Source organism: Shewanella sp. QJM3NY_23 (genome assembly GCF_056173105.1).
In genome coordinates, this window is the sequence record NZ_CM149657.1 from 1,774,626 (window position 1) to 1,796,701 (window position 22,076).

The 22,076-nt window shown below is 44.9% G+C and carries 15 protein-coding genes and 1 pseudogene; 10 read left to right on the plus strand and 6 right to left on the minus strand.

Translation table 11 applies throughout. The features are described 5' to 3' along the window. Window positions 1–15 precede the first annotated feature (15 nt). Window positions 16–2,430, plus strand: a complete 2,415-nt coding sequence (locus AC0VXX_RS08145; protein WP_475516698.1) for a hypothetical protein — start codon at window positions 16–18, stop codon at window positions 2,428–2,430. 112 nt (window positions 2,431–2,542) lie between these two features. Here the strand turns inward: AC0VXX_RS08145 and astB are convergent, their stop codons facing one another. Beyond that, window positions 2,543–3,880: an N-succinylarginine dihydrolase gene (gene astB, locus AC0VXX_RS08150; RefSeq protein WP_475516699.1), complete on the minus strand. Its 1,338-nt coding sequence runs from the start codon at window positions 3,878–3,880 to the stop codon at window positions 2,543–2,545. Between the two features lie 348 nt (window positions 3,881–4,228). Between astB and topA the strand changes: the two genes are divergently transcribed. The 5 genes from topA to AC0VXX_RS08175 all read left to right on the plus strand — a co-directional run bounded on the left by topA (window position 4,229) and on the right by AC0VXX_RS08175 (window position 9,629). Then, window positions 4,229–6,886: a type I DNA topoisomerase gene (gene topA, locus AC0VXX_RS08155; protein ID WP_475516700.1), complete on the plus strand. Its 2,658-nt coding sequence runs from the start codon at window positions 4,229–4,231 to the stop codon at window positions 6,884–6,886. 159 nt (window positions 6,887–7,045) lie between these two features. Next, window positions 7,046–7,621 (plus strand): YceI family protein, encoded by a 576-nt coding sequence (locus AC0VXX_RS08160; RefSeq protein ID WP_475516701.1) that lies wholly within the window; start codon window positions 7,046–7,048, stop codon window positions 7,619–7,621. A gap of 119 nt (window positions 7,622–7,740) precedes the next feature. Further along, complete coding sequence (locus tag AC0VXX_RS08165; protein ID WP_110458045.1) at window positions 7,741–8,088, plus strand: DUF3802 family protein; 348 nt, start codon at window positions 7,741–7,743, stop codon at window positions 8,086–8,088. A gap of 231 nt (window positions 8,089–8,319) precedes the next feature. Further along, complete coding sequence (locus tag AC0VXX_RS08170) at window positions 8,320–8,691, plus strand: SpoIIAA family protein (protein ID WP_475516702.1); 372 nt, start codon at window positions 8,320–8,322, stop codon at window positions 8,689–8,691. 68 nt (window positions 8,692–8,759) lie between these two features. Further along, window positions 8,760–9,629 carry a putative ATP-dependent zinc protease gene (locus tag AC0VXX_RS08175; RefSeq protein WP_475516703.1) on the plus strand — a complete coding sequence of 290 codons (870 nt, stop codon included), beginning with the start codon at window positions 8,760–8,762 and terminating at the stop codon, window positions 9,627–9,629. A 341-nt stretch (window positions 9,630–9,970) separates the two neighbouring features. Here the strand turns inward: AC0VXX_RS08175 and AC0VXX_RS08180 are convergent, their stop codons facing one another. Continuing rightward, a complete protein-coding gene (locus AC0VXX_RS08180; RefSeq protein ID WP_475516704.1) occupies window positions 9,971–12,622 on the minus strand; it encodes a PAS domain-containing protein in 2,652 nt (883 codons plus the stop codon). 125 nt (window positions 12,623–12,747) lie between these two features. Further along, window positions 12,748–14,250 (minus strand): annotated as a pseudogene (locus AC0VXX_RS08185) (methyl-accepting chemotaxis protein). 382 nt (window positions 14,251–14,632) lie between these two features. Between AC0VXX_RS08185 and pheS the strand changes: the two are divergent. The 4 genes from pheS (at window position 14,633) to lpxM (ending at window position 19,358) form a co-directional block, all read left to right on the plus strand. Further along, entirely contained in the window at window positions 14,633–15,616 is a 984-nt protein-coding gene (gene pheS / locus AC0VXX_RS08190) for a phenylalanine--tRNA ligase subunit alpha (protein ID WP_475516970.1), read from the plus strand. A 14-nt stretch (window positions 15,617–15,630) separates the two neighbouring features. Then, window positions 15,631–18,018 (plus strand): phenylalanine--tRNA ligase subunit beta, encoded by a 2,388-nt coding sequence (pheT, locus tag AC0VXX_RS08195; RefSeq protein ID WP_475516705.1) that lies wholly within the window; start codon window positions 15,631–15,633, stop codon window positions 18,016–18,018. Window positions 18,019–18,022: 4 nt separating this feature from the next. Next, window positions 18,023–18,322: an integration host factor subunit alpha gene (gene ihfA / locus AC0VXX_RS08200; protein WP_110458038.1), complete on the plus strand. Its 300-nt coding sequence runs from the start codon at window positions 18,023–18,025 to the stop codon at window positions 18,320–18,322. 100 nt (window positions 18,323–18,422) lie between these two features. Continuing rightward, entirely contained in the window at window positions 18,423–19,358 is a 936-nt protein-coding gene (gene lpxM, locus AC0VXX_RS08205; RefSeq protein ID WP_475516706.1) for a lauroyl-Kdo(2)-lipid IV(A) myristoyltransferase, read from the plus strand. Between the two features lie 188 nt (window positions 19,359–19,546). Here the strand turns inward: lpxM and AC0VXX_RS08210 are convergent, their stop codons facing one another. The 3 genes from AC0VXX_RS08210 to hisIE form a co-directional block, all read right to left on the minus strand. Next, window positions 19,547–19,810, minus strand: a complete 264-nt coding sequence (locus AC0VXX_RS08210) for a DUF6868 family protein (protein WP_475516707.1) — start codon at window positions 19,808–19,810, stop codon at window positions 19,547–19,549. Between the two features lie 256 nt (window positions 19,811–20,066). After that, complete coding sequence (locus AC0VXX_RS08215) at window positions 20,067–21,173, minus strand: phosphoribosylaminoimidazolesuccinocarboxamide synthase (RefSeq protein WP_475516708.1); 1,107 nt, start codon at window positions 21,171–21,173, stop codon at window positions 20,067–20,069. A gap of 257 nt (window positions 21,174–21,430) precedes the next feature. Continuing rightward, entirely contained in the window at window positions 21,431–22,051 is a 621-nt protein-coding gene (gene hisIE / locus AC0VXX_RS08220; RefSeq protein WP_475516709.1) for a bifunctional phosphoribosyl-AMP cyclohydrolase/phosphoribosyl-ATP diphosphatase HisIE, read from the minus strand. Window positions 22,052–22,076 lie beyond the last annotated feature (25 nt).

Sequence of the window (22,076 nt, forward strand, 5' to 3'; positions counted from 1 at the left end):
ACCTCATATTTATTTTTGTTTTTTATCGTAGCTTGTAGTGGTGGTGGAGGCACTGATGGTGGCTCGGGCGGTGAGACACCTCCGGCAGTTGATGATGTTTATAGCCTGACATTAGTATTAACGGATGCCACTGGACAGGTCATTAACGATATTTCTAATGCTACACCTGGTAAATTAAAAGCCACACTGTCTAAAAATGGTAGTTCACTATCTGGTGGGCGTATTGTATTTACCCTTGAAGGAGAAGGGGCTTTAACGCCTGATAGTGGAGTATCCGATAGCGCAGGTCAGGTAACTGTTGATGTATTGCCTGGTGATAAATTGGGTTCAGGCAGTGTGACTGCCACTTATAATTCTACGAATGGAGATACTGTAACGGCCTTGGTCTCCTTTAATACATTGGGAGATGGCGGCGCACCAACCGATGGTGCTCAAATATCCCTCATTTTAGTTGACGATCCTGTCAGTCAAAAGTCTATCGACACTATTTCATCATTAGCATCTGGTTATTTAGTGGCAACCGTATCTGGTATCTCTAAAACTACGATTGTGCAGTTCTCCAGCACCTTGGGCGAGATCCCAATCGATACCGCTGCCACAGACAATGGCAAAGCTTATGTGCAAATTTTAGCTGGCACCACACCTGGTGCGGGTACTGCAACAGCGACCTTGTTGTCTGGTGAAAAAACGGATTTAGTCTTTAAAATCGGTGCAACTAATGTTGAGATGGGCAGTGGCACACCGTTTCAAGCTGGAGTCGCTTCAGTTTCGCCAGCAGAAGTCTCAGCCGGTGGTACGGCCAGTATTTCAGTATCACTGCAAGATGATACTGGAGCCGTATTTACTGAGCCTGTGGAAGTGAATTTTTCATCTACATGTTCAACTAAATCAGAAGCTGAAATTAGTTCGCCGGTATTGGCGATCAATGGTGTGGCAACCACGACCTATTTGGCTAAAGGGTGCGTGGGAGATGATGCGATAAATGTCAGTGCTAATGTGGGAGGGAAATCACTTTCAGCCAGTGCTTTGGTGAATGTGTTGCCTGCAAGTGTCGGCAGTATTGCATTTGTCGAAGCCTTGCCAGAGGTGATTAATCTTAAAGGTACCGGTGGGGTTGAGTCCTCAACAGTCAAATTTAAAGTATCAGATAAAAACGGTATTCCCGTCAGTAATCAAAAGGTTCTTTTCTCTTTAAATACCGATACTGGCGATGTGGAATTAGATCCTGATTTTGCAACTACTAATGCTCAAGGTATCGCTCAGACAGTGGTTAATTCAGGTACGGTGTCTACATCAGTCAGAGTCACCGCGATTGTGGATGGCAGCTCGCCTGAAATATCGAGCCAATCTAAACTATTGGTTGTCTCAACTGGGTTACCAGATCAAGACAGTTTTTCTCTGTCTGCCGATAACCTTAATCCTGAGGGGTGGGATTATGACGGTGTTGAGGTGAATGTGACGGCGCGCTTAGCCGATGCCTTTAATAACCCTGTGCCAGATGGTACCGCCGTGACCTTTACCGCAGAAGGCGGTGTCATTGACCCGTCATGTGTCACTGTCAATGGTGTGTGCTCGGTTAAATGGACCAGCCAAAACCCAAGACCTACAGGTAAAACCTTATTCGATTTGGCTCAAGAGCCATCTCTAGATGCAGATATAGGTCAGCCCTATGGTGGACGGGTAACCATTTTAGCCAGAGCCATTGGTGAAGAGTCGTTTCCTGATCTCAATGGTAATGGTCGCTTCGATGCCAATGAAGTCGTCAATTTTAGAACCAAGCTTAATGTTTCAGGTAAACCTTATGATCTAGATGAGGCATTTGTCGATCATAATGAAGACTCGTTGTTTAACCCAAGATTTACCGGTGAAGCGGGTGGTGACGCAGAGACCTTTGTTGATTTTAACAATAACAAGGTATTTGATATTGCTGATAACTTATATAACGGCAGTCTATGTACGTTAGATGCCAATGGCGACGGGCACGATGGCTGTTCAAGCGTTAAAAAGTCACTCAATGTGCGTGCATCGATTGTCCTAGTGATGGCGGGTAGTGATGCGGTGTCATCGACACCAGTTATCGAAGATAGCTGCATAGATGACAAAAACGTAGTGGATCCGTGTGACGGGTTTAACGATAACCAGACCTTGGATATTATCGGTAAATCAACCGGTGGCGTATCTATCATTATTGGCGATTTGCATAATCAGCCTTTACCAGCAGGCACTAAGATAACCTTTACGCCGTCAGCAGGCAGCCTTGCGAGCAAAGGTGAATTTATTGTCGAATCGACTAATGATAACCGTGCGGGTATTTACAGCGTGGTGATTAAAGGCGCTGATCAAGCTGATTCTGGAACATTAGTGATTGAGGCTGTCACACCGAAAGGAAAACTAAGTCAAGTGGCTACCATCCCTGTGATTATCCACTAGATAGCATAAGGCTGAAGCTCATCAAGCTCAGTTAAAGGGACAGTAAAGTCAGTAAAAAAAGCGCACTTTAACGTGCGCTTTTTTATTGATTATTTAGGATTCAGGTTTTAGCTTATTGTTGAAATTGATAGACACTACCCAGTTTCATAATTTGCGTTAGTTCATCAAGGGCGGTACGCGATTCGATAACAAGCTGAGGATCGGCAAGATCATCAACGGCCAGCTCATCACGATAATGCTTATCGACCCACAGATTAAGGCGAGCGTAAAGCGCATCACTCATTAATGTATGCTGGTTTACGGCTGCCACTTCCATCTCATTCATGGCCACACGTAAACGCAGGCAAGCTGGGCCACCGCCATTTTGCATACTCTGCTTCACATCGAAGTAATGGACCTGCTTAATGGGGGTGCCTAAGGTAACGACTTCATCAAGATAAGCTGAAACTGCTGGATTATCTTGGCAATTTGTGGGGGCAATAATGGCCATTTCACCGCTGGGTAGCGTAATGATTTGAGTATTAAAAAGGTAGCTTTTAACCGCATCATCAATGCTGACCTTGGCGGTGGGCACCTCAATAAAGTGCAGTTCTTGACCATTAAATTTACGCTGGATCTCGGCGATTTTCGCTTGGGTGTCGACAAACGCTTGCTGATGATAAAACAGCACATTTTGGTTACCCACGGCGATGACATCGTTATGAAACACCCCTTGATCAATCACATCAGGATTTTGCTGGATAAATACCGCGCTGTCATCATCGAGTTGGTGTAAGCGTGCTATCGCTTGTGACGCTTCTAGGGTTTGCCTAGCGGGGAAAAGCTTAGGCTTGGCCGCTAAAGGGTTGGTCGCTTCTTGGCCGTAGACAAAAAGCTCGAGCCCAGCATGACCATATTCACTGCATAAACGGGTATGGTTAGCCGCGCCTTCATCACCAAAACTGGCCTGTTCTGGTAGATGTTGGTGGTGGCTAAAATAGCGAGAGTTATTAAACGTGGCCTTAAGAATGTTGCCTGTGGTGATTGGTTCTATGCTGCGGTGTAATTTATCGACTAAGTTAGCGGGAGTAAAATGTAACTTACCATCGTGGGTATCGGCACTGGGCGAGACCGTGGCCGCATTTGCCGTCCACATGCTTGAAGCGCTGCAACATGCTCTAAGGACCGCAGGGGCTTGCTTAGCCGCTTTACTTAATACTTGCGCATCAGTGCCAGAAAAACCAATTCGACGCAGTGTATGTAGGTCTGGTCGCTCCTGAGGGGCCAGTATGCCTTGAACCATTCCCATATCAGCAAGCGCTTTGGCTTTTTTCAAGCCTTGTTTAGCGGCCGACTTTGGGCTTGAGGTCGACGCGGCATTGTTTAGTGAGGCGACATTGCCAAAGGAGAGTCCTGCATAGTTGTGTGTTGGTCCAACGAGTCCATCAAAATTCGCTTCGTAATGCTTCATTCCCTTTCCTTCAATATCATTATTATTGTAGGCAAATCATTATATGGTACTTGATGATTTGCTGAATTTGGGCACCAGTATACGTAAGGTGACGTGCTTAACAAGTTGGCACTTTAGGCAAGTGAGTGGCGATAGGGTTATAAGTGCATAAGTATCACTTATGAGTGCACAATAATGGAAAATTAGCATGTTATGGCGAAATATTATTTTTTACATTTTTTTAAGAAATGGTTAAAAATTGGCTGTCTGTGACAAATAAAACAGGGATTTGCTTGAAACTCGGAGTACAACACTCTATATATGGAGCCAATTTACAGAATTTTGAGACTTTTTGGCGCAGATCATTCTATGGGTAAATCGCTAGTTATTGTCGAATCACCGGCCAAAGCCAAGACTATTAATAAATATCTCGGCAAAGATTACATCGTGAAATCGAGTGTAGGGCACATTCGTGACCTACCAACATCTTCCACCAGTGAGGCGAAGTCTTTGACGAAAACGCCCGCTGAAGTGCGCAAGATGTCTCCTGAAGAAAAGGCAATTTATAAAGCCGCAAAAGCCAAGCAAGCTCTCGTCGCTCGCATGGGGGTAGATCCTGAAAATGGCTGGAAAGCCCAGTATCAAATTCTGCCCGGTAAAGAAAAAGTCGTCAAAGAATTACAATCTCTTGCTGAAAATGCCGACCATATCTTTCTCGCAACCGATTTGGATAGAGAAGGAGAGGCGATCGCCTGGCATTTACAAGAAGTGATTGGTGGGGATCCGGCGCGCTATCAGCGCGTTGTGTTTAATGAGATCACCAAAACTGCCATTCAAGAGGCCTTCAGCCATCCCTCTAGTCTAGATACCAATATGGTTAATGCTCAACAAGCACGTCGTTTCCTCGACCGTGTTGTTGGCTTTATGGTATCGCCGCTGTTGTGGAAAAAAGTGGCCAGAGGCTTATCTGCGGGTCGTGTGCAATCGGTTGCGACTCGCTTAGTGGTTGAACGCGAAAGCGAAATTAAAGCCTTTGTGCCAGAAGAATTTTGGGACATTCATGCTCAGCTAAACACGCTCAGTAATGAATCGCTTAAAATGCAGGTCAATAAGTACAAAGGCGATGCCTTCAATCCGGTAAATGAAGCTCAAGCCATGGCGGCAGTGGCGACCTTATCTGGTGCCACTTTTGTGGTGAGCGATCGCGAGGATAAAGGCACGTCGAGTAAACCGTCTGCGCCCTATATTACTTCGACCTTGCAACAAGCGGCGAGCACCCGATTGGGTTTTGGCGTAAAGAAAACCATGATGATGGCGCAGCGTCTCTATGAAGCTGGTCATATTACCTATATGCGTACCGATTCAACCAACTTGAGTCAAGAAGCGTTAGATAATGTTCGAGAAATGATCGCCAATGATTTTGGTGATAAGTATTTACCCGAAGCCCCGATTCGATACGGTAGCAAGGAAGGCGCACAAGAGGCCCACGAAGCGATTCGTCCCTCCAACGTAAAAGTGACGGCTGCGAGCCTTTCTGACATGGAGCGTGATGCTCAGCGTCTTTATGAGCTGATTTGGCGTCAGTTTGTGGCCTGTCAGATGACACCTGCTAAATACGATGCTACTCGCTTAACGGTATCTGCTGCCGATTACGAATTAAAGGCGACTGGTCGTACGCTTAAATTTGATGGTTGGACGCGCGTACAAACCGCCATCAAGAAGAAAAACGAAGAAGATAACACCTTGCCGTTTGTCGCTAAAGGTGACAATTTGGCACTAGAAGAGTTGCTACCCAAACAGCATTTCACCAAGCCGCCAGCGCGTTACAGCGAAGCGTCATTGGTGAAAGAGTTAGAAAAACGCGGAATTGGTCGTCCATCGACCTATGCCACGATCATCTCAACCATCCAAGACCGTGGTTACGTCAAGGTGGAAAATCGTCGTTTCTACGCCGAGAAAATGGGTGAAATCGTGAGCGAAAGCCTCGTGGGCAGTTTCGAAGAGTTAATGAGTTACGACTTTACCGCGGGCATGGAGCAAACGCTCGATAACGTGGCCCAAGGTCAGCTTGATTGGAAAAAAGTACTCGACAACTTCTACAAAGATTTAACGGCGCAATTAGAAAAAGCCGAGTTACCACCAGAAGAGGGCGGCATGCGTCCTAACGAGATGGTGCTAACTGATATTCAATGCCCGACTTGTCAGCGTCCTATGGGTATCCGCACTGGCACCACTGGGGTGTTCTTGGGGTGTTCTGGTTATGCCTTGCCGCCTAAAGAGCGTTGCAAAACCACCATGAACTTGACCCCAGGTGAAGAGGCTGTGAGTGAAAATAGCGAAGATGCCGAGACGGATGCGCTGCGGGCTAAACATCGCTGTGGTGTCTGTGGCACGGCCATGGATAGCTACTTAATTGATGAGAAGCGTAAGCTGCATGTGTGTGGTAATAACCCTATGTGCGGCGGCTATGAAGTCGAACAAGGCCAATTTAAGATTAAAGGATATGAAGGTCCTATCTTAGAGTGTGACCGCTGCGGTAATGACATGGAGCTTAAAAACGGCCGATTTGGTAAATATTTCGGTTGTACTAATAGCGAATGTAAAAATACCCGTAAACTGCTTAAAAGCGGTGAAGCGGCGCCACCAAAAGAAGATCCGATCCATCTACCCGAGCTCAAGTGTACCAAGTCTGATGGTTACTTTGTATTACGTGATGGTGCAGCGGGTATTTTTATGGCGGCCAGTACTTTCCCTAAATCACGTGAAACTCGTGCTCCCTTAGTAGAAGAGTTGGTTAAATACCGCGAACTATTATGGCCTAAGTATCAGTATCTTGCCGATGCACCAGTGGCAGATGATGACGGGAATAAGGCGTTCGTGCGCTTTAGTCGTAAGACCAAAGAGCAGTATGTCGCTACCGAAGTTGATGGTAAGGCTACAGGTTGGACCGCTAAATATATCGATGGTAAATGGGTGACAGAGGCCAAGCCTAAAGCGAAACCCAAGGTTAAGCCAAAAGCAAAATAGCTTGTGATAATAAAAAAGCCCTAACCTTGTTAGGGCTTTTTTTATGGCGATTAACTTCGCGATTCAACGCATTTTATAATAGGCTAATATAGAGATAACCATCAGTGTAATAGCTTGATATTGGTTAATGGAATTACAGCTAACTCAATGGAGCGTGAAATGAAAACAGTATTATTAGGTATATGGGCCGCCGTTATGAGCCTGAGTGTGTTTGCCTCAAATTGGCAAGTGAATAATCAAGACTCAGTGGTCAATTTTATGTCGTTTAAAAATGGCGATATTGCAGAGATCCATAAGTTTACTCAGATCACCGGTGAGTTAGCTGCTAATGGCGATTTTTCTTTATCGATTCCATTAACCAGTGTATGGACCAATATCGATATCCGCGATGAGCGCATGAAGCAGGTATTATTTGAAACAGCGCAGTTTCCAAGCTTGTCATTAACCGCCGCTATTGATGCTCAGGCCTTAGATAAGCTGGCTGTGGGCAGCATGGACACCATGGCTATCCCAGCTAAGGTTATGTTACACGGTCAATCTAAAACGCTGGATATTACGGTACGGGTTGCCAAACTTAATCAAAACACCTTGTTGGTTACCAGTGAAATGCCTCTTATCATCAATGCTGCCGATTTCGACTTAGCAGCAGGGGTCGAGAAACTGCGTGAATTGGCCGGCTTAAGTGCTATCAGCAAGGCGGTGCCAGTATCATTTGTGTTAACTTTAAACCGTTAACCAAAAACGTGCACTTTAGACGAGACTGACTACGCGATTTGTACCATAATAGCGGCAATTACCGAATTAAGGGCATGGGTGAGAGCATGCTCTTTAATTAATGTTTGTTAAGGCTAATCATGGTTACAGATAAAGACGGATATATCCATCTCATACAATATCTCACCGAGCATCTGGGGCTTTTTGAGTCGTCAGATAGCACCATAATTGGCGGCGACACTGTGATGGAGTTGTTTGAAGAGCAGCTTGCGGCGCAGATCATCATGGTGTGTGGTCAAAACCCCGCATTAACCTTTGCTCAGCGTAATACCGTTATACGAGAAGTCGATGCGATTGTTTATGATCTAGAAGAGATTTTGGCTAAAGTTGCGCATCATAATGCCACCTCTGAGCAAACGCTGTTTATTACTGAGTTTTCAGGCTTAATCAAAAATTTATTCGACCAAGAAATTGCAAAGTTACAGTAATGTCCTTTGAGCGGCTTGCCTTACCGATCCCTGATAAACTGACCAAACAATGATTTGTCAAAGTAGCACCGCTGCTTGAGAGGTTGCTAGAGGCAAGAAACCATGAGTTTTTGACCTTGTAGAAGACGTTAATCTTCGCCATAAGTCAGTGGTTATAGCCGGTTGCTCTTTGCATGTGCATTTATCGAATAGGGCCATTTAATCGGCACTTGATTAGACAAGGAGTAAGCAATGATCGAGTTACTCGATGGATTCAGTCATGAAGTGATAGCAATGAAGGTGGATGGCGTGCTAACTAGTGATGATTATAATCAACGGTTATTGCCTGCTATCGAAACCAAGCTAAAAGATCATGCAACGATTAAGCTATGGTATGAGTTGGGTGAAGACTTTGAAGGGGTATCGGTTGAGACACTTTGGGATGATGCAAAATTAGCTTTTTTTCATTTGACTGACTTTTCACGAGTTGTCATCATCACTGGGCGTGATGCACGTATGGCTTCAGTGTTAGCCTGCATGGTGCCTTGTCCTGTTAAAGTCTTTGCGCGTGACGATAGGCATGCAGCGCGTCAGTGGTTAGCCGACCAAGAGGTCACCGAGTAAAAACAATATATTGCCATTAAGCCGACTCAAATTGTCGGCTTTTTAATTGATTAGATATGAGGTGTTAAATGCTTAAAGTCATTTGTTTTTGTGCCATCTTGCTTACCATGCCAAGCTGGGCTGCACAAAAAGAGATCATAGGACAAACGGCTCCATTATCTGTTGAAGAGGTGGGCCTCATCTACGACGCACGTATGGACACGGGAGCGGCAAATACCTCACTACATGCCACCGATCTTGAGATTGAAGGCGGTAGCGCGGCCAAAATGAAAGATAACATCGGCAAAACCCTTTGGTTTACGACACAAAATGAAGTCGGTGAAGCACGGCGCTTAAGCGCCAAAATTGTCAAAGTGTCCACAGTGAAAAATTCACAGGGAAGAGAAACGCGCTATATGGTGTCATTGAATGTTGGTTTCGATGGCAAGGAGCGGCAAGTGAAAGTGAACCTGCGCGATCGTAGCCATATGGATTACCGTTTACTGGTTGGTCGTAATTGGCTTAAAGATCACTATATTGTCGATGTTGCTGAAAAGCAGCTGATAGGTCCAGTGGCAACGATTAATATCGTGGAAGCAGGATTAGGGTATAAGACTCGTATTGATACGGGAGCGGTTGAAAATTCACTGCATGCCGTTGATCTTAAGGTCGAAGGCGGCGTCGAGGATATGGAAAAAAATGTCGGTAAGATGATCGCTTTCACCACCGAAAATGAGCAGGGTGAAAGACAGCGGATGCGTAGCCGCATCGTGGAAACAACATTGATTCGAAACGCCCAAGGCAGCGAGATCCGCTATATGGTTGAGCTTAACGTGGGCGAGCCAGGTAAAGAGTATAAAACCAAGGTGAATTTACGTGATCGCTCAAAAATGACCAATAAACTGCTTATTGGGCGCAATTGGTTGCAGGGGCATTACATGGTCGATGTCTCTCGCTAGTATACTTTCAAGACGGTATACCGTTTTACTTTGACTAGCTTGTGCGCCCTTTGTGCGTCTATTTATTTGTCTGTCGATACATAGCTATCAATCCAAATCGCTTTCAAATGGACATCGATACGGTAACTGCCGCTGCTCAACTTTAGCCTCATGTTTAATCGCTACATTATCGCGGTGTCAATCAGAGTAAGATCAGCCTCTAGCCGAGTGAACTTTAGTTGCCAGGGCTAGAGTTGTCAGTACTTGTTTCAGCTGGTGCACGTCGCTATAAAAATAGCCAATATGTGGCAGTTATCACGAAGCGTAAGCCTTATACCTGTTTGTGGCTGAGTTGAGCAATATTAACAGCAATGTATTTGCTGGTTACTCAAGGGGATCTGGCAACGTATCTCAGTAAATTGACGGGCCAGCGATGTGATACTTATTTCGCCCTCATAATGGGTGGCTAACCAACGGTTAAGTGTTACTAAGGTGCCATAACCTTCATGGTTAGTCAGTTGTGCTTGTAATTTAGTTAAGGCACTGCTTGAGAGCCCAATACCATTATCGCGCAGTGTGATTGTGAGTTTGCCATCCTGGTAGCTCACATCAAGATGTAACGTTTTTGGACTGTCGAAAGGGACTTCATTGGGAAAAGCGTGTACTAGTGTATTATTGATTAAGCGGTAACTTAGATAAAACAGGTGCCAAGAGGGCAGAGACACCGCCAGTGATTGTTCGCTGTTCACCTGCCACTGCACTTGTTTCTGTTTCAGTTGCGGCGCAAGCATCGCCAACATATCTTGTAAATATTGTTCAATTTGGATGGATTTTGTTTCTTGATGCTCGTTAAGCAGTAGTGGTTGCGTATGACGTAAGATATCAATCTGCTCGGCTAGTTCGTCTATTAGGTGTTCATTTGTGCCGCTTTGATTAGTTGCGCCGGTAGCGGTTCTTTGCAGCCGAGTAAATAGATGTTCGAGTGCGGTTAATTGTTGCTTATTAAGTTGCTGCACTAAGTGCAATAAGAGCTGTTGCTGCTCGTGTTCGCTATTAGCCGTTGCAATGGATGAGTTATTTGCTGCAAAGGTGTGGCTATTAGCGGTTGTGGCTGTTGTTTGTAATTGATTCTGTTGCTGCGCCAAATTGAGCGCTTGTTGTAACTGTGCATGTTGTTGGGTTAGCGTTTGAATGCGCGTATCTAGCTCTAGCTGACGTGATTTTAAACTACTGATATCCATAGCCATGGCGCCCAGAGCCATGAGATTCCCGTCGGCATCGTTGATAGGGTACTTAGTCACTAAATAGGTTAACTCACCATGTACGGTGGGAATGGGTTGTTCGAAGCTCTGCGCGTTGTCATTATTTTTGATAATGGCATCATGGTGCGCCACTATCTCTGCGATATGCGGTGGGTAAATATCACTGTCTTTTGCGCCCAGTATCTGCTCGCGCTCTAAGCCTAATATTTCACAAAACTTGTCATTGACTAAAGTGTATCTACCGCTCATGTCTTTGATGCAAATTAGGTTCTGGGATGCATTTAGCAGCGAATTAATCAGCTCTTTTTTATTTTCCAACTCAGCTTGAGCCTGTTGTTGCATCGATAATTGTTGCTCCAGTGCAAGGTTGCTGGCATCTAGGCTGGCGTAGGCTATCTCTAATTGGTTACTGCGGGCTACAAAGGCCTTCGCGAGCTGACCAATTTCGTCTTGACGTGTGTTGGCATCGAGGGCCAGCCAGCCTAAATTGCCACTTTGTAAGGCTGATGATATTTGAAAGATAGGCCGAATAAACAGCTTATGCTGAAAGATAAATAAAATGATCAACGCCACCAGTTGTGACAGTAACAAAAATGCTCCAATCTTCACCGCGATTGCGTTGGCTTGCTGTGATAACCCTGAGATAGGGGTAACTAGAATAATCTTCCATAAGGTCTCTTCCATGGTGAGGATCGAGATCAATACGGGTTTGTTGAGTAGTGGGCCTGAGTCAAGCTCTAAGGTGACCACAGATTGTGTAATGGCTTTAGGTTGCAGCGAGGCGTTGATAACCGCTACGAGTCTGTCATGCTGCGCTTTAGCGGTGTGATCCAGTAATGGTTGTAACTGTGCACTTTGATAAGCGGGTTTAGCCATGACTTGTTGATAAAACTGCTTATCCATCTGCTCAATAGCCGCGCCAAGTGGGGCGAGAGCAGGGTAATGGCTCACTAAATCGGTAAAGGATTTGCCTAAATGTTGCGACTCATTGGCGTGGTTTTTAAATGGGTCGCTTAACAGATTATTATAGGCATCTAAAGCGATAATATAACCTTTAGAGAGCGGGTTTTGATCTGAAAAAGTAAATTGTTTATCGATTCCGCTCAATGCCATATCCACTGACGCGGCGCCGATAAATTGATGGTTAACGCGCATCGGAACGGTAGCGGTGATCATCAATTGTTGGGTGTAAGGGTCGATGTAGGATTGCGACCAATGGGTATGGCTATCTTGTAAATATTTCGCAGGAGTATACCAGCTCGTTTCATCGTACCTTGGCCCATCGCCCGTTTGATTATAGCCATTAACTTGCCGAAAATGCAGGGTGTCATCTTTAGCCCAGAAAAAACCATTTAATGACGCTGCCCCTGTCGCTTTTTGAGGCTCAGGCCAAATGCCGCCGCTGACAATCAGTTGCTGATCATCTTCCATCGTCAGCAGTGGCGGAATTAACTTATTAATTTGTGCCGCTTGGCCTTGGTAAGTTTCACCGACTGTGCCGAGTGAACGGGCTAAGGTTTCCACTTTAGAGGTCACTTGTTGTAATTGAGCGATAACAGCGTGGGCATAGCTTTGGCTTAAGGAGAGCTGGGTGTCGATATGATGCTTTTTTTCAGCGGTAAAAATAAACCAAGTACTGGAGGCAATAATGAGTGCGGCAACGACAAATTGAACGAAAGTAAATTTAACCGTCAGGCTGTTTTTCCATCGGGTATTGCGCATTGTTGTATTGTGTTTAGTGTGAATAGCCATTTTCAGTAGCAGTTCCTTTTACCCAACGCGATGTGATCGAGTTTAATCAAAACAGACTGAGATTAAATAGTAAAGCAAAACAGTGCGCTAGCCTTATAGTTAATAAGACTAGCGCCACTTGGATATTAAACTTTTAGGCCGATGAGCAGCTGATCTAATTGCTCTGCGGTGGCGTGTAATTCATCACAACCTGATACAGATTGGTTGGCTGATGTCTCAACCTCATGGGATTGATTGCGTATTTCCATGAGGTTTGTGGCTATTTCGTTAGCCACCGCAGATTGCTGTTCTGCAGAGGTCGCGATCATGACGCTCATCTCGTACACCTTTTCACTATGGTGGGAGATGGCTTTCAAGTCATTACCGGTATCGAGTACATGTTGCTTCCCATTTTGCGCCATCTCCACGGTGCGCTGCATCACTTGAGTTAAATTTTGCGAGCCGTTTTGTAACGCTTCAATCATGGTTTTAATTTCGATGGTAGCGGCTTGAGTTCGCCCAGCCAAGGTACGCACTTCATCGGCGACCACGGCAAAGCCTCATCCTTGTTCACCAGCGCGAGCAGCTTCAATGGCGGCATTTAATGCCAGTAGGTTAGTTTGCTCAGAAATCGCATTAATGGTCGACACCACTTCATCAATTTTGCTGGCATTCTCATTAAGCACATTAACGGCATGGGAGGCATCACCAATCTCATTTGATAGTGCGCCAATCGCATCAACCGTGACAGCGATATCTTTAGATCCCGCCTCAACTTGTTGGTTGGCAGCTTGTGTTTCACTCGACGATAGCTCGGCGTTGCGTGCCACCTCTTTAACAGCAGCTGTCATCTGCTCCATCGCCGTGGCGAGTGAGTCTAAATGCTGACGTTGTCCTGCCGCCAAGTGTTGCCCTTCTTGTGCCGTTTGCCTAAAGTTCTGTACCACTGCGCGAATTTGACTACTGGCTTGTGATAGTTGGCGTACCAGGTTGTGTTGGCGCTCAACTAAGGTATCTATGCTGATCGCTAAGATGCTAAATTCATCTTTCACTTCGAAGAAGTTAAGTCGACCCGTGAGATCGCCATCGGCTGCGCGTTTTAGCGCCATCACGCTGGTGTAGAGCGCACCGCCGACAAAGGTTGAAATATAATAGAAAGCGATCAAGATGATTAGGGTCAACACTACTAAACTGGCCAATACATAGGGTTTAGCCGAATCAAGAGCATGACTTAAATTATTACCCTTAACGACGGCGACAAGCCCGCTATCGGTTACGCGGCTATAGGCGTTAACACTGTCGTCACTGATGGTACTGCCACCTCCTTGTGATGCAATGCGCGCTATATCAGCAGATAACGATTCTGTGTATGTTGCTATACCTTGTTGAGTTAAAGCACGTTTAAAGGCTGATTGTTGCTCTGTAGGAATATATTGATAACTGAGCTCAATCACATCGGCCAACTCTTGTACATGGTTAACACTTGTGGCTTGATGGCTTTGACGCAGTTGATGATTAAACTGACCATATAAAATGGTGGCTAAGCCAATTAAGGTGATAATTGGAATAATCGCTAAAATGATAAATTTTGTTTTTAAGGTCATGTGGATCAGGTATTGGTCTATCCACCTAAACTTGACTTCTTTCATCGAAACTCTCGTTTGCTATGCAAAATAATATCTATGTTATCGGATCGAGTTGTAATTACTTAACATTAAATGCTACTCGCTATGACTGTTTGTTGCTTATTTGTGTTTTTTGTTGTGGTTATAGGCATAATTATTATCCGATAATCCCTTTAGTTGGGCACCACAGATAGCATTTCTGCCATGCTTTTAATCTTAAAACCCGTAATCCTCTGTCTCAGCAGCTTAGATCCACGAAACTCTAAGGAAAAATAGCAAATAAGCCCTAGTCAAACGGCCTAGGGTCACGTAAAATTTGTCTCTTTTTCTATTTTCGCAAGATAAATAGTCAGCATATAGAAAGTCTTGGCTCTCGAACTCGGGAGCGGGCGTACTGGAAGAGATGATGTCACAGTTAACAGAAATCGTAGAACAGGCCTTGCAGGCTATCGAAGGGACAGATGATCTGAAAGCCCTCGATGAGCTTCGTGTCGATTACCTTGGTAAAAAAGGTAAGATCACCGACATGATGAAAATGATGGGTAAGCTTAGTGCAGAAGAGAAGCCTGCTTTCGGCCAAGCAGTTAACCAAGCTAAGCAAGCCGTACAACAGAAGTTATCTGAGCGTATAGACGGGCTGAAATCAGCCGAACTTGAAGCCAAATTAGCGGCAGAAAGTATCGACGTAACCCTGCCAGGACGTCGTATTGACAATGGTGGACTACACCCAGTTACGCGAACTATCGAACGTATTGAAACTTTCTTTGGTGAACTGGGTTTTAGCGTCAAGCAGGGGCCTGAAATTGAGGATGATTTCCATAATTTCGATGCGCTCAATATTTCAGAGCATCACCCGGCACGTGCCGATCATGACACCTTCTACTTTAATCCTAAGTTGATGTTGCGTACCCAAACCTCGGGTGTACAGATCCGTACTATGGAAAACGAAAAGCCGCCGCTGAGAATTATCTCTCCGGGCCGAGTTTACCGTAATGACTATGATCAAACCCACACGCCGATGTTTCATCAGGTCGAAGGTTTATTGGTTGATGAGCATGTTAACTTTGCGGAGTTAAAAGGGATCCTACACGATTTCTTACGTAACTTTTTTGAAGAAGATTTACAAGTACGCTTCCGTCCATCTTACTTTCCTTTCACTGAACCTTCAGCGGAAGTCGACGTGATGGGTAAAAACGGTAAGTGGTTAGAAGTATTGGGTTGCGGCATGGTACATCCGAATGTGCTGCGCAGCGTAGGGATTGATCCTGAAAAGTATCAAGGCTTTGCCTTTGGTATGGGAGTTGAGCGTTTATCGATGTTACGTTATGGCGTTAACGATTTACGTTCATTCTTCGAGAACGATCTGCGCTTTCTTAAGCAATTCAAATAACGGAGCGAGTAAAAATGAAATTTAGCGAATCTTGGCTTCGTGAGTGGGTTAACCCAAGTGTAACCCGAGAAGAATTATCTCACCAAATTACCATGGCAGGTCTTGAAGTCGATGGAATCGACGCCGTTGCAGGTGAGTTTTCTGGCGTGATTATCGGTGAAGTGGTCGAATGTGGCCAACATCCTGATGCCGATAAATTGCGTGTGACTAAAATTAATGTGGGTCAAGATGAGTTGATCGACATTGTCTGCGGTGCACCTAACTGTCGTTTAGGCCTTAAAGTGGCCGTGGCTATGGTCGGCGCAGTATTACCGGGCGACTTTAAAATTAAGAAGGCTAAACTTCGTGGTCAACCGTCATTTGGTATGCTGTGCTCCTATGGTGAGCTAGGTATCGATATCGAAAGTGATGGCATTATCGAGCTACCATTAGATGCACCAATTGGCACTGATGTACGTGAGTACCTTGATCTAGATGATGCCGTGATTGACGTCGATTTAACAGCTAACCGCGCCGATTGTTTAGGTATGGCGGGTCTGGCTCGCGAAGTCGGTGTATTAAATCGTCAAGCAGTGACCGAGCCAACATGGGAAGCGGTAACACCGACGATTACTGATGCGGTTGTTATCGATAACCAAGCGCCTGCGGCATGCCCTCGTTACTTAGGCCGCGTGGTTAAAAACGTTAACGTTAAAGCGCAAACACCAGTATGGATGCAAGAGAAGCTGCGCCGCAGTGGTATTCGCTCTATCGATCCGATAGTCGATATTACTAACTATGTGTTGATTGAGTTTGGTCAACCTATGCATGCGTTCGATTTAGCCACGCTAAACGGCGATATTGTGGTGCGTTTGGCTGATGGTGAAGAAAAACTGACCTTGCTTGATGGCAATGAAATTACGGTGCCGGCTGATACTTTAGTGATAGCCGATCAACAACAAGCATTGGCGTTGGCCGGTGTCTTTGGTGGTGAAGCATCGGGCGTAACTGCTGAGACACAAGACATTTTACTTGAATGTGCTTTCTTTGCGCCGCTGGCCATTATGGGCAAATCACGTCGTTTAGGGTTACATACTGATTCATCGCATCGTTTTGAACGTGGTGTCGATCCAGAGTTGCAAGCTAAAGTGATGGACAGAGCGACGCGGCTAGTGCTTGATATCTGCGACGGTGAAGCAGGCCCAGTGATTGAGTCTAATTCCGATGAGCATTTACCCAAGCCAGTTAGCATTACGTTACGTCGCAGCAAGCTTGATCGCGTATTGGGTCATCATATTGCTGATAATGATGTCACTGAAATTCTACAACGATTAGGTTTTATCGTTGAGCCCATCGATGGGGCTTGGAACGTGACCACGGCTACTTACCGTTTCGATATGGCGATTGAAGAAGACCTTATCGAAGAAGTGGCGCGTATTTATGGTTACAACAATATCCCCAATACGGCCCCAATAGCAGCGCTGCGCATGCCAGATCATAAAGAATCTGACATTGATTTAAAGCGTGTGCGGGCAATGTTGGTGGCGCGTGGTTTCCAAGAAGCGGTAACTTATAGTTTTGTCGATCCTAAGCAGCAAGCACTGATCCATCCTGATGCGCCGGCAATGATTTTGCCTAATCCTATTTCGGTAGAGATGTCAGCGATGCGTTTGTCGATGTTTACTGGCTTATTGACTGCAGTAGGTTATAACCAAAGTCGTCAGCAAAACCGTGTGCGTCTATTTGAAACCGGCCTGCGTTTTGTACCAGATGAGACGGCAGAGTCTCAAGTACGCCAGCAAGCGATGTTGGGGGCAGTGATTTCAGGCAACCAAAATGATGAACATTGGTCAATGGATTCTAAAACTGTCGACTTTTTCGACCTTAAAGGTGACTTAGAAGCCATAATCGGCTTGACAGTATCTGATGAAGAATTTACTTTTAGATCAGCATCTCATCCGGCGTTACATCCGGGGCAATGTGCTGAAATATTAAGAAATGATCGCGTCATAGGTGTCATTGGAGCCGTCCATCCAAGCTTAGAAAAGCCATTTGGATTAAACGGTAAAACCATTATTTTTGAACTTGAATTAGACGCTTTATTGCATGCAAGTTTACCGCTAGCCCAGGCTGTGTCTAAGTTTCCAGCAAACCGTAGAGACATTGCTATCGTTGTTGATGAGCAGGTATCAGCGGGCAATGTTATAAATTTGATAAGAAAAGTTGGCGAAAATCAGTTGGTTGGCTTAAACTTGTTCGATGTATACCAAGGTAAAGGTGTTGAACCGGGCAAAAAGAGCCTGGCGATAGCACTTACACTACAAGACAACGCTCGTACACTTGAAGAAAAAGAAATTGCTGAAGTCGTCGAAAAAGTAGTTTCCGAACTCAAGTCAGAGTTCAACGCATTGTTGAGGGATTAAAAGTATGGCACTTACCAAAGCCGAAATGGCAGAACATCTTTTTGAAACACTTGGTATTAATAAGCGGGTTGCAAAAGAGATGGTAGAGACGTTTTTCGAAGAGATTCGTCAAGCACTCGAAAACGGTGAGCAGGTCAAGTTATCTGGCTTTGGCAACTTTGACCTAAGGGACAAAAACCAAAGACCGGGAAGAAACCCAAAAACAGGCGAGGATATTCCAATTTCTGCTCGTCGTGTGGTGACTTTCCGTCCAGGACAGAAGCTCAAGAGCCGAGTCGAAGAGGCTAATAAAGCCGATAAATAACGTTAGTTATCGAGACAGTTAAGGCCACTCAACGAGTGGCTTTTTCTGTTTTTTATTTGTCTATTTATCTTACTTTTTTGCAAGTTAGAGGTTTAATTACTTGTCTAGAAAACCCAAATATTTTGATCGCCGCTTTAACCTTAGCTTGTTACACCCCAAACTTTGGCCAACGTGGCTGGCGATCGGTGTGTTGGTCATTTTTGGTTCGATGCCAGCACGAGTGCGCGATCCCATAGCGCGCATGATCGCTAAATTAGTTAAAAAAGTGGCTAAAAAACCGCTGCGCATTGCAAGGGCTAACCTAGAAACCTGCTTTCCAGAAAAATCAGAGAGCGAAATTAGTCAGTTACTCGATGATAATATCGCTAACTTTGTGATGATCTTGCTAGCACAATCAGAGTTACTTATTCGCTCAAGCGATAATTTACGTCGCCGCGTCATGCTTGATGGCTTTGAACATGTACAGCAGGCGCGTGATGCGGGCCAACCAGTCATCTTCATCATGCCCCATGTGTGGGGAATTGAGTATGCGGGGCTGCGTCTGAATCTTGAGTTGCCTATGGTCTCTATGGCTAAAGCGCACCGCAATAAACTCTTTGATTGGTTTAATAACCGTATGCGCAGCTCCCAAGGTGGCAATATCTATATGCGCGATGCCGGCATTCGGGCACTACTTTCTGAACTTAAAAATGATAACAGTTTCTTTTATCTGCCCGATGAAGATTTAGGCCCAGAAAAAAGTGTATTTGCGCCTTTTTTTGCCACGGTAAAAGCGACTCTGCCCGTGGTGGGAAGATTAGCGTCGGCTGGAAACGCGCAGGTGATGCCCGTTAAAATTGGCTACGATCAACAGCGCCGCAAATTCCAGTTAACTGTCATGCCCGCTATGTCTCCAGATGAGATGCAAGGTAAAGAAAATGAAGCCTTAGCGCTTAATCGCGTAGTAGAACAGGTGATCAGTGCATATCCTGAGCAGTATATGTGGTTTTTAAAAGTATTACGTACTCGTCCACCAGGTGAGGCGTCAATTTATTGAGTCGAATATTTACCTCGTATTGATACTTTAACTAGGCTAAATAAACAGGTGAGTCGGCAACTATTGCGATTTATCTGTTTATTGTCACATGTTGCCATTGTGCTAGACACTTCAAGTATCTGAATCCATTCTCAATAGTCTTATTATGCGCCATTAAATAACTCAATGGCTGCGTTATATCAAACATCTCATTGTGACATGATTTTTAGGGCACAGTAAGGCACTAGATTAAAGAGTAATATCGCTAATTTATAATGTGCTAAAAATGAGAAGTAAAACCCGTTTAATTGTTCCTTAGGGATCAGCATAATACGGCTATGTAGACGTTTAATGGGGGCGTTGAAAGCGATAAGCATCACTGCCATATAACTAAACAATACAATATTCAGTACAGTGCACCAGCCTAAAAAAGTACTGACGTAACCGATAGTGTCTATGTGGAGAGTATCCATAGTCGTCCCTTGTTATTAACGAGTCGTTATTCTTTCATTATAATTCGCATTAAGTCGCTTATGCGTTAATTTATGCCTTGTTCTTTTTAAAAGCGAGAGTCTTTGATTTTGCGATGGGATAACAACCAGCAAGGGGCCGATCATTGGGCCATTTAACAATGTCGAGTGACAAAGTTAAGCAGGGGTTGGCTAAAAAAACCGCAATGCTAGTAGCGATTACGGTTTCATAGAAGACAATGCGAAAGTGGATCAGCGATTAATCCACAATTAGTTGATACTCATTACGCAGCACATCAATCACTTCTTGGCGAGGATTGTCGCTAAGATTAAGTTTCTCACCAATAATGGTTTCTGCTATTCCAACATAGGTATTGGAGATATCCATCATCACGTCTGTCGGCAGCTTATTATCGCGAGCGAGGGCAAAGCGCTCGGGCATACGCTCTTTGTTGAGTAAAATATCAGGATAAGGGAAATGGTTAAGTAGCCACTGGCGGAACCCTTCTTTCGATTTCTCGACGATTTTACCATTACGATGTGCTTCACCATCCCAAATACGTGATGAATCAGGTGTGCCAACTTCATCCATATAGATAAGCTTTTCTTGGCCGCTGGCATCTTTTACATAGCCAAATTCAAACTTGGTATCAACAAAAATCTGATCTTGTTCTGCTAGCGCATCACTGATGACCGCAAAGCCTTCTTTGAGGAGTTTTTCATATAAGTCGATGTCGCTTATTGAACGAAAGTTGAAGGCGTTAAGGTGACGCTCAAGATCGGCGCGCGACACGTTTACATCATCGGCTTCAGGTACGCCTTCAAGACCCGTTAACACCCCTTTGGTCGATGGGGTGATTAGCACTTCATCCAGCTTTTGATCTTTTTGCAGCCCTTCAGGTAGGGTGATACCGCAAAAATCACGTTCGCCTTTGCTGTATGCACGCCACATGGAACCGGTGATGTATTGTCTTGCGATCGCTTCAACCATTACTGGCTGGGCTTTTTGTACTATCCATACGAATGGATGCGGCACATCAAGAATATGACTATCGGCTAGCCCTTTCTCTTTGAACAGTTTGAACCAATGGTTTGAGATGGCATTGAGTGCGGCGCCTTTTCCGGGTACGCCATTAAGGCCATTCTCGCCTTGCCAAATACAGTCAAAGGCTGATATACGGTCACTGATCACCATAATGGCTAGCGGGGTATCGGCAGGCACATCGTAGCCTTTTTGCTCGATAAGACGGGCGCTATCGGCTGCGGTTAACCAATATACGCTGCGCACTTTGCCTGAATGAACGGCCTTATCGGTACGAATTGGCAGATCATCATTAACGGCTAAAACTTTGTTTGATTGATTCATAGGGTATTATTTTTAGTTGTCATGTTAGAGGATGAGATAACGGCGCAATTGTAACAGAACTGACAGGTGGCAACAGTCTTTTCAGTGGCATAACTTACTTGAAAACAGAGTGTTTTGTTTAATGAATTATCGCTGATGATGTTAGTTGAGCATTACTGATTGTGGCTGACGTGGCGTATAAAAAAGAGCCCGAATGGACTCTTTGCATCATGGTTTGCTATGTACGGAGTGACTTACTATCGACTACTTATTATTTGCTACTGGCTCGATTGACTGTGGCGCTTGAGCAGATTAGCGGTAATGTCGGCAAGGCTGAGTTCTTGATCTTCTAGCAGCACTAACAAGTGATAGATAAGATCGGATGCTTCATCGATTAGCTCAGGTTTATCATTCGTCGCCGCGGCGAGCGCGGTTTCTAATCCCTCTTCGCCAACTTTCTGCGCAATACGTTTAGTGCCGCGCTCAAATAGATGAGCAGTGTAGCTCGACTCGGCATCTTGGCCCTTACGTGAAGCAATGAGCTTAGTAAGGTTATCGATAAACGGATGGGCATCGCCATCAGGCCAGCAGCTTTCACGTTCGAGGTGGCAGGTAGGCCCATTTGGGATCACTTGCACTAATAAACTGTCATTATCACAGTCACAATCGATGGCCACTAAATCTAGGGTGTTACCAGAGGTCTCACCTTTGGTCCACAGCCGTTGTTTACTACGACTAAAAAAGGTCACCATTTTGGTGTCTAGGGTTTTTGTTAATGCAGCTTTATCCATATAGCCGAGCATTAATACTTTACCGGTAAGGTGGTTTTGTACCACGGCAGGAATAAGTCCCTGCTGTTTATCCCAATCTAAATTGGAAAAATCTTGTCTGTTTTTCATTGTTAATCCTTGAGCCTTATCAGCT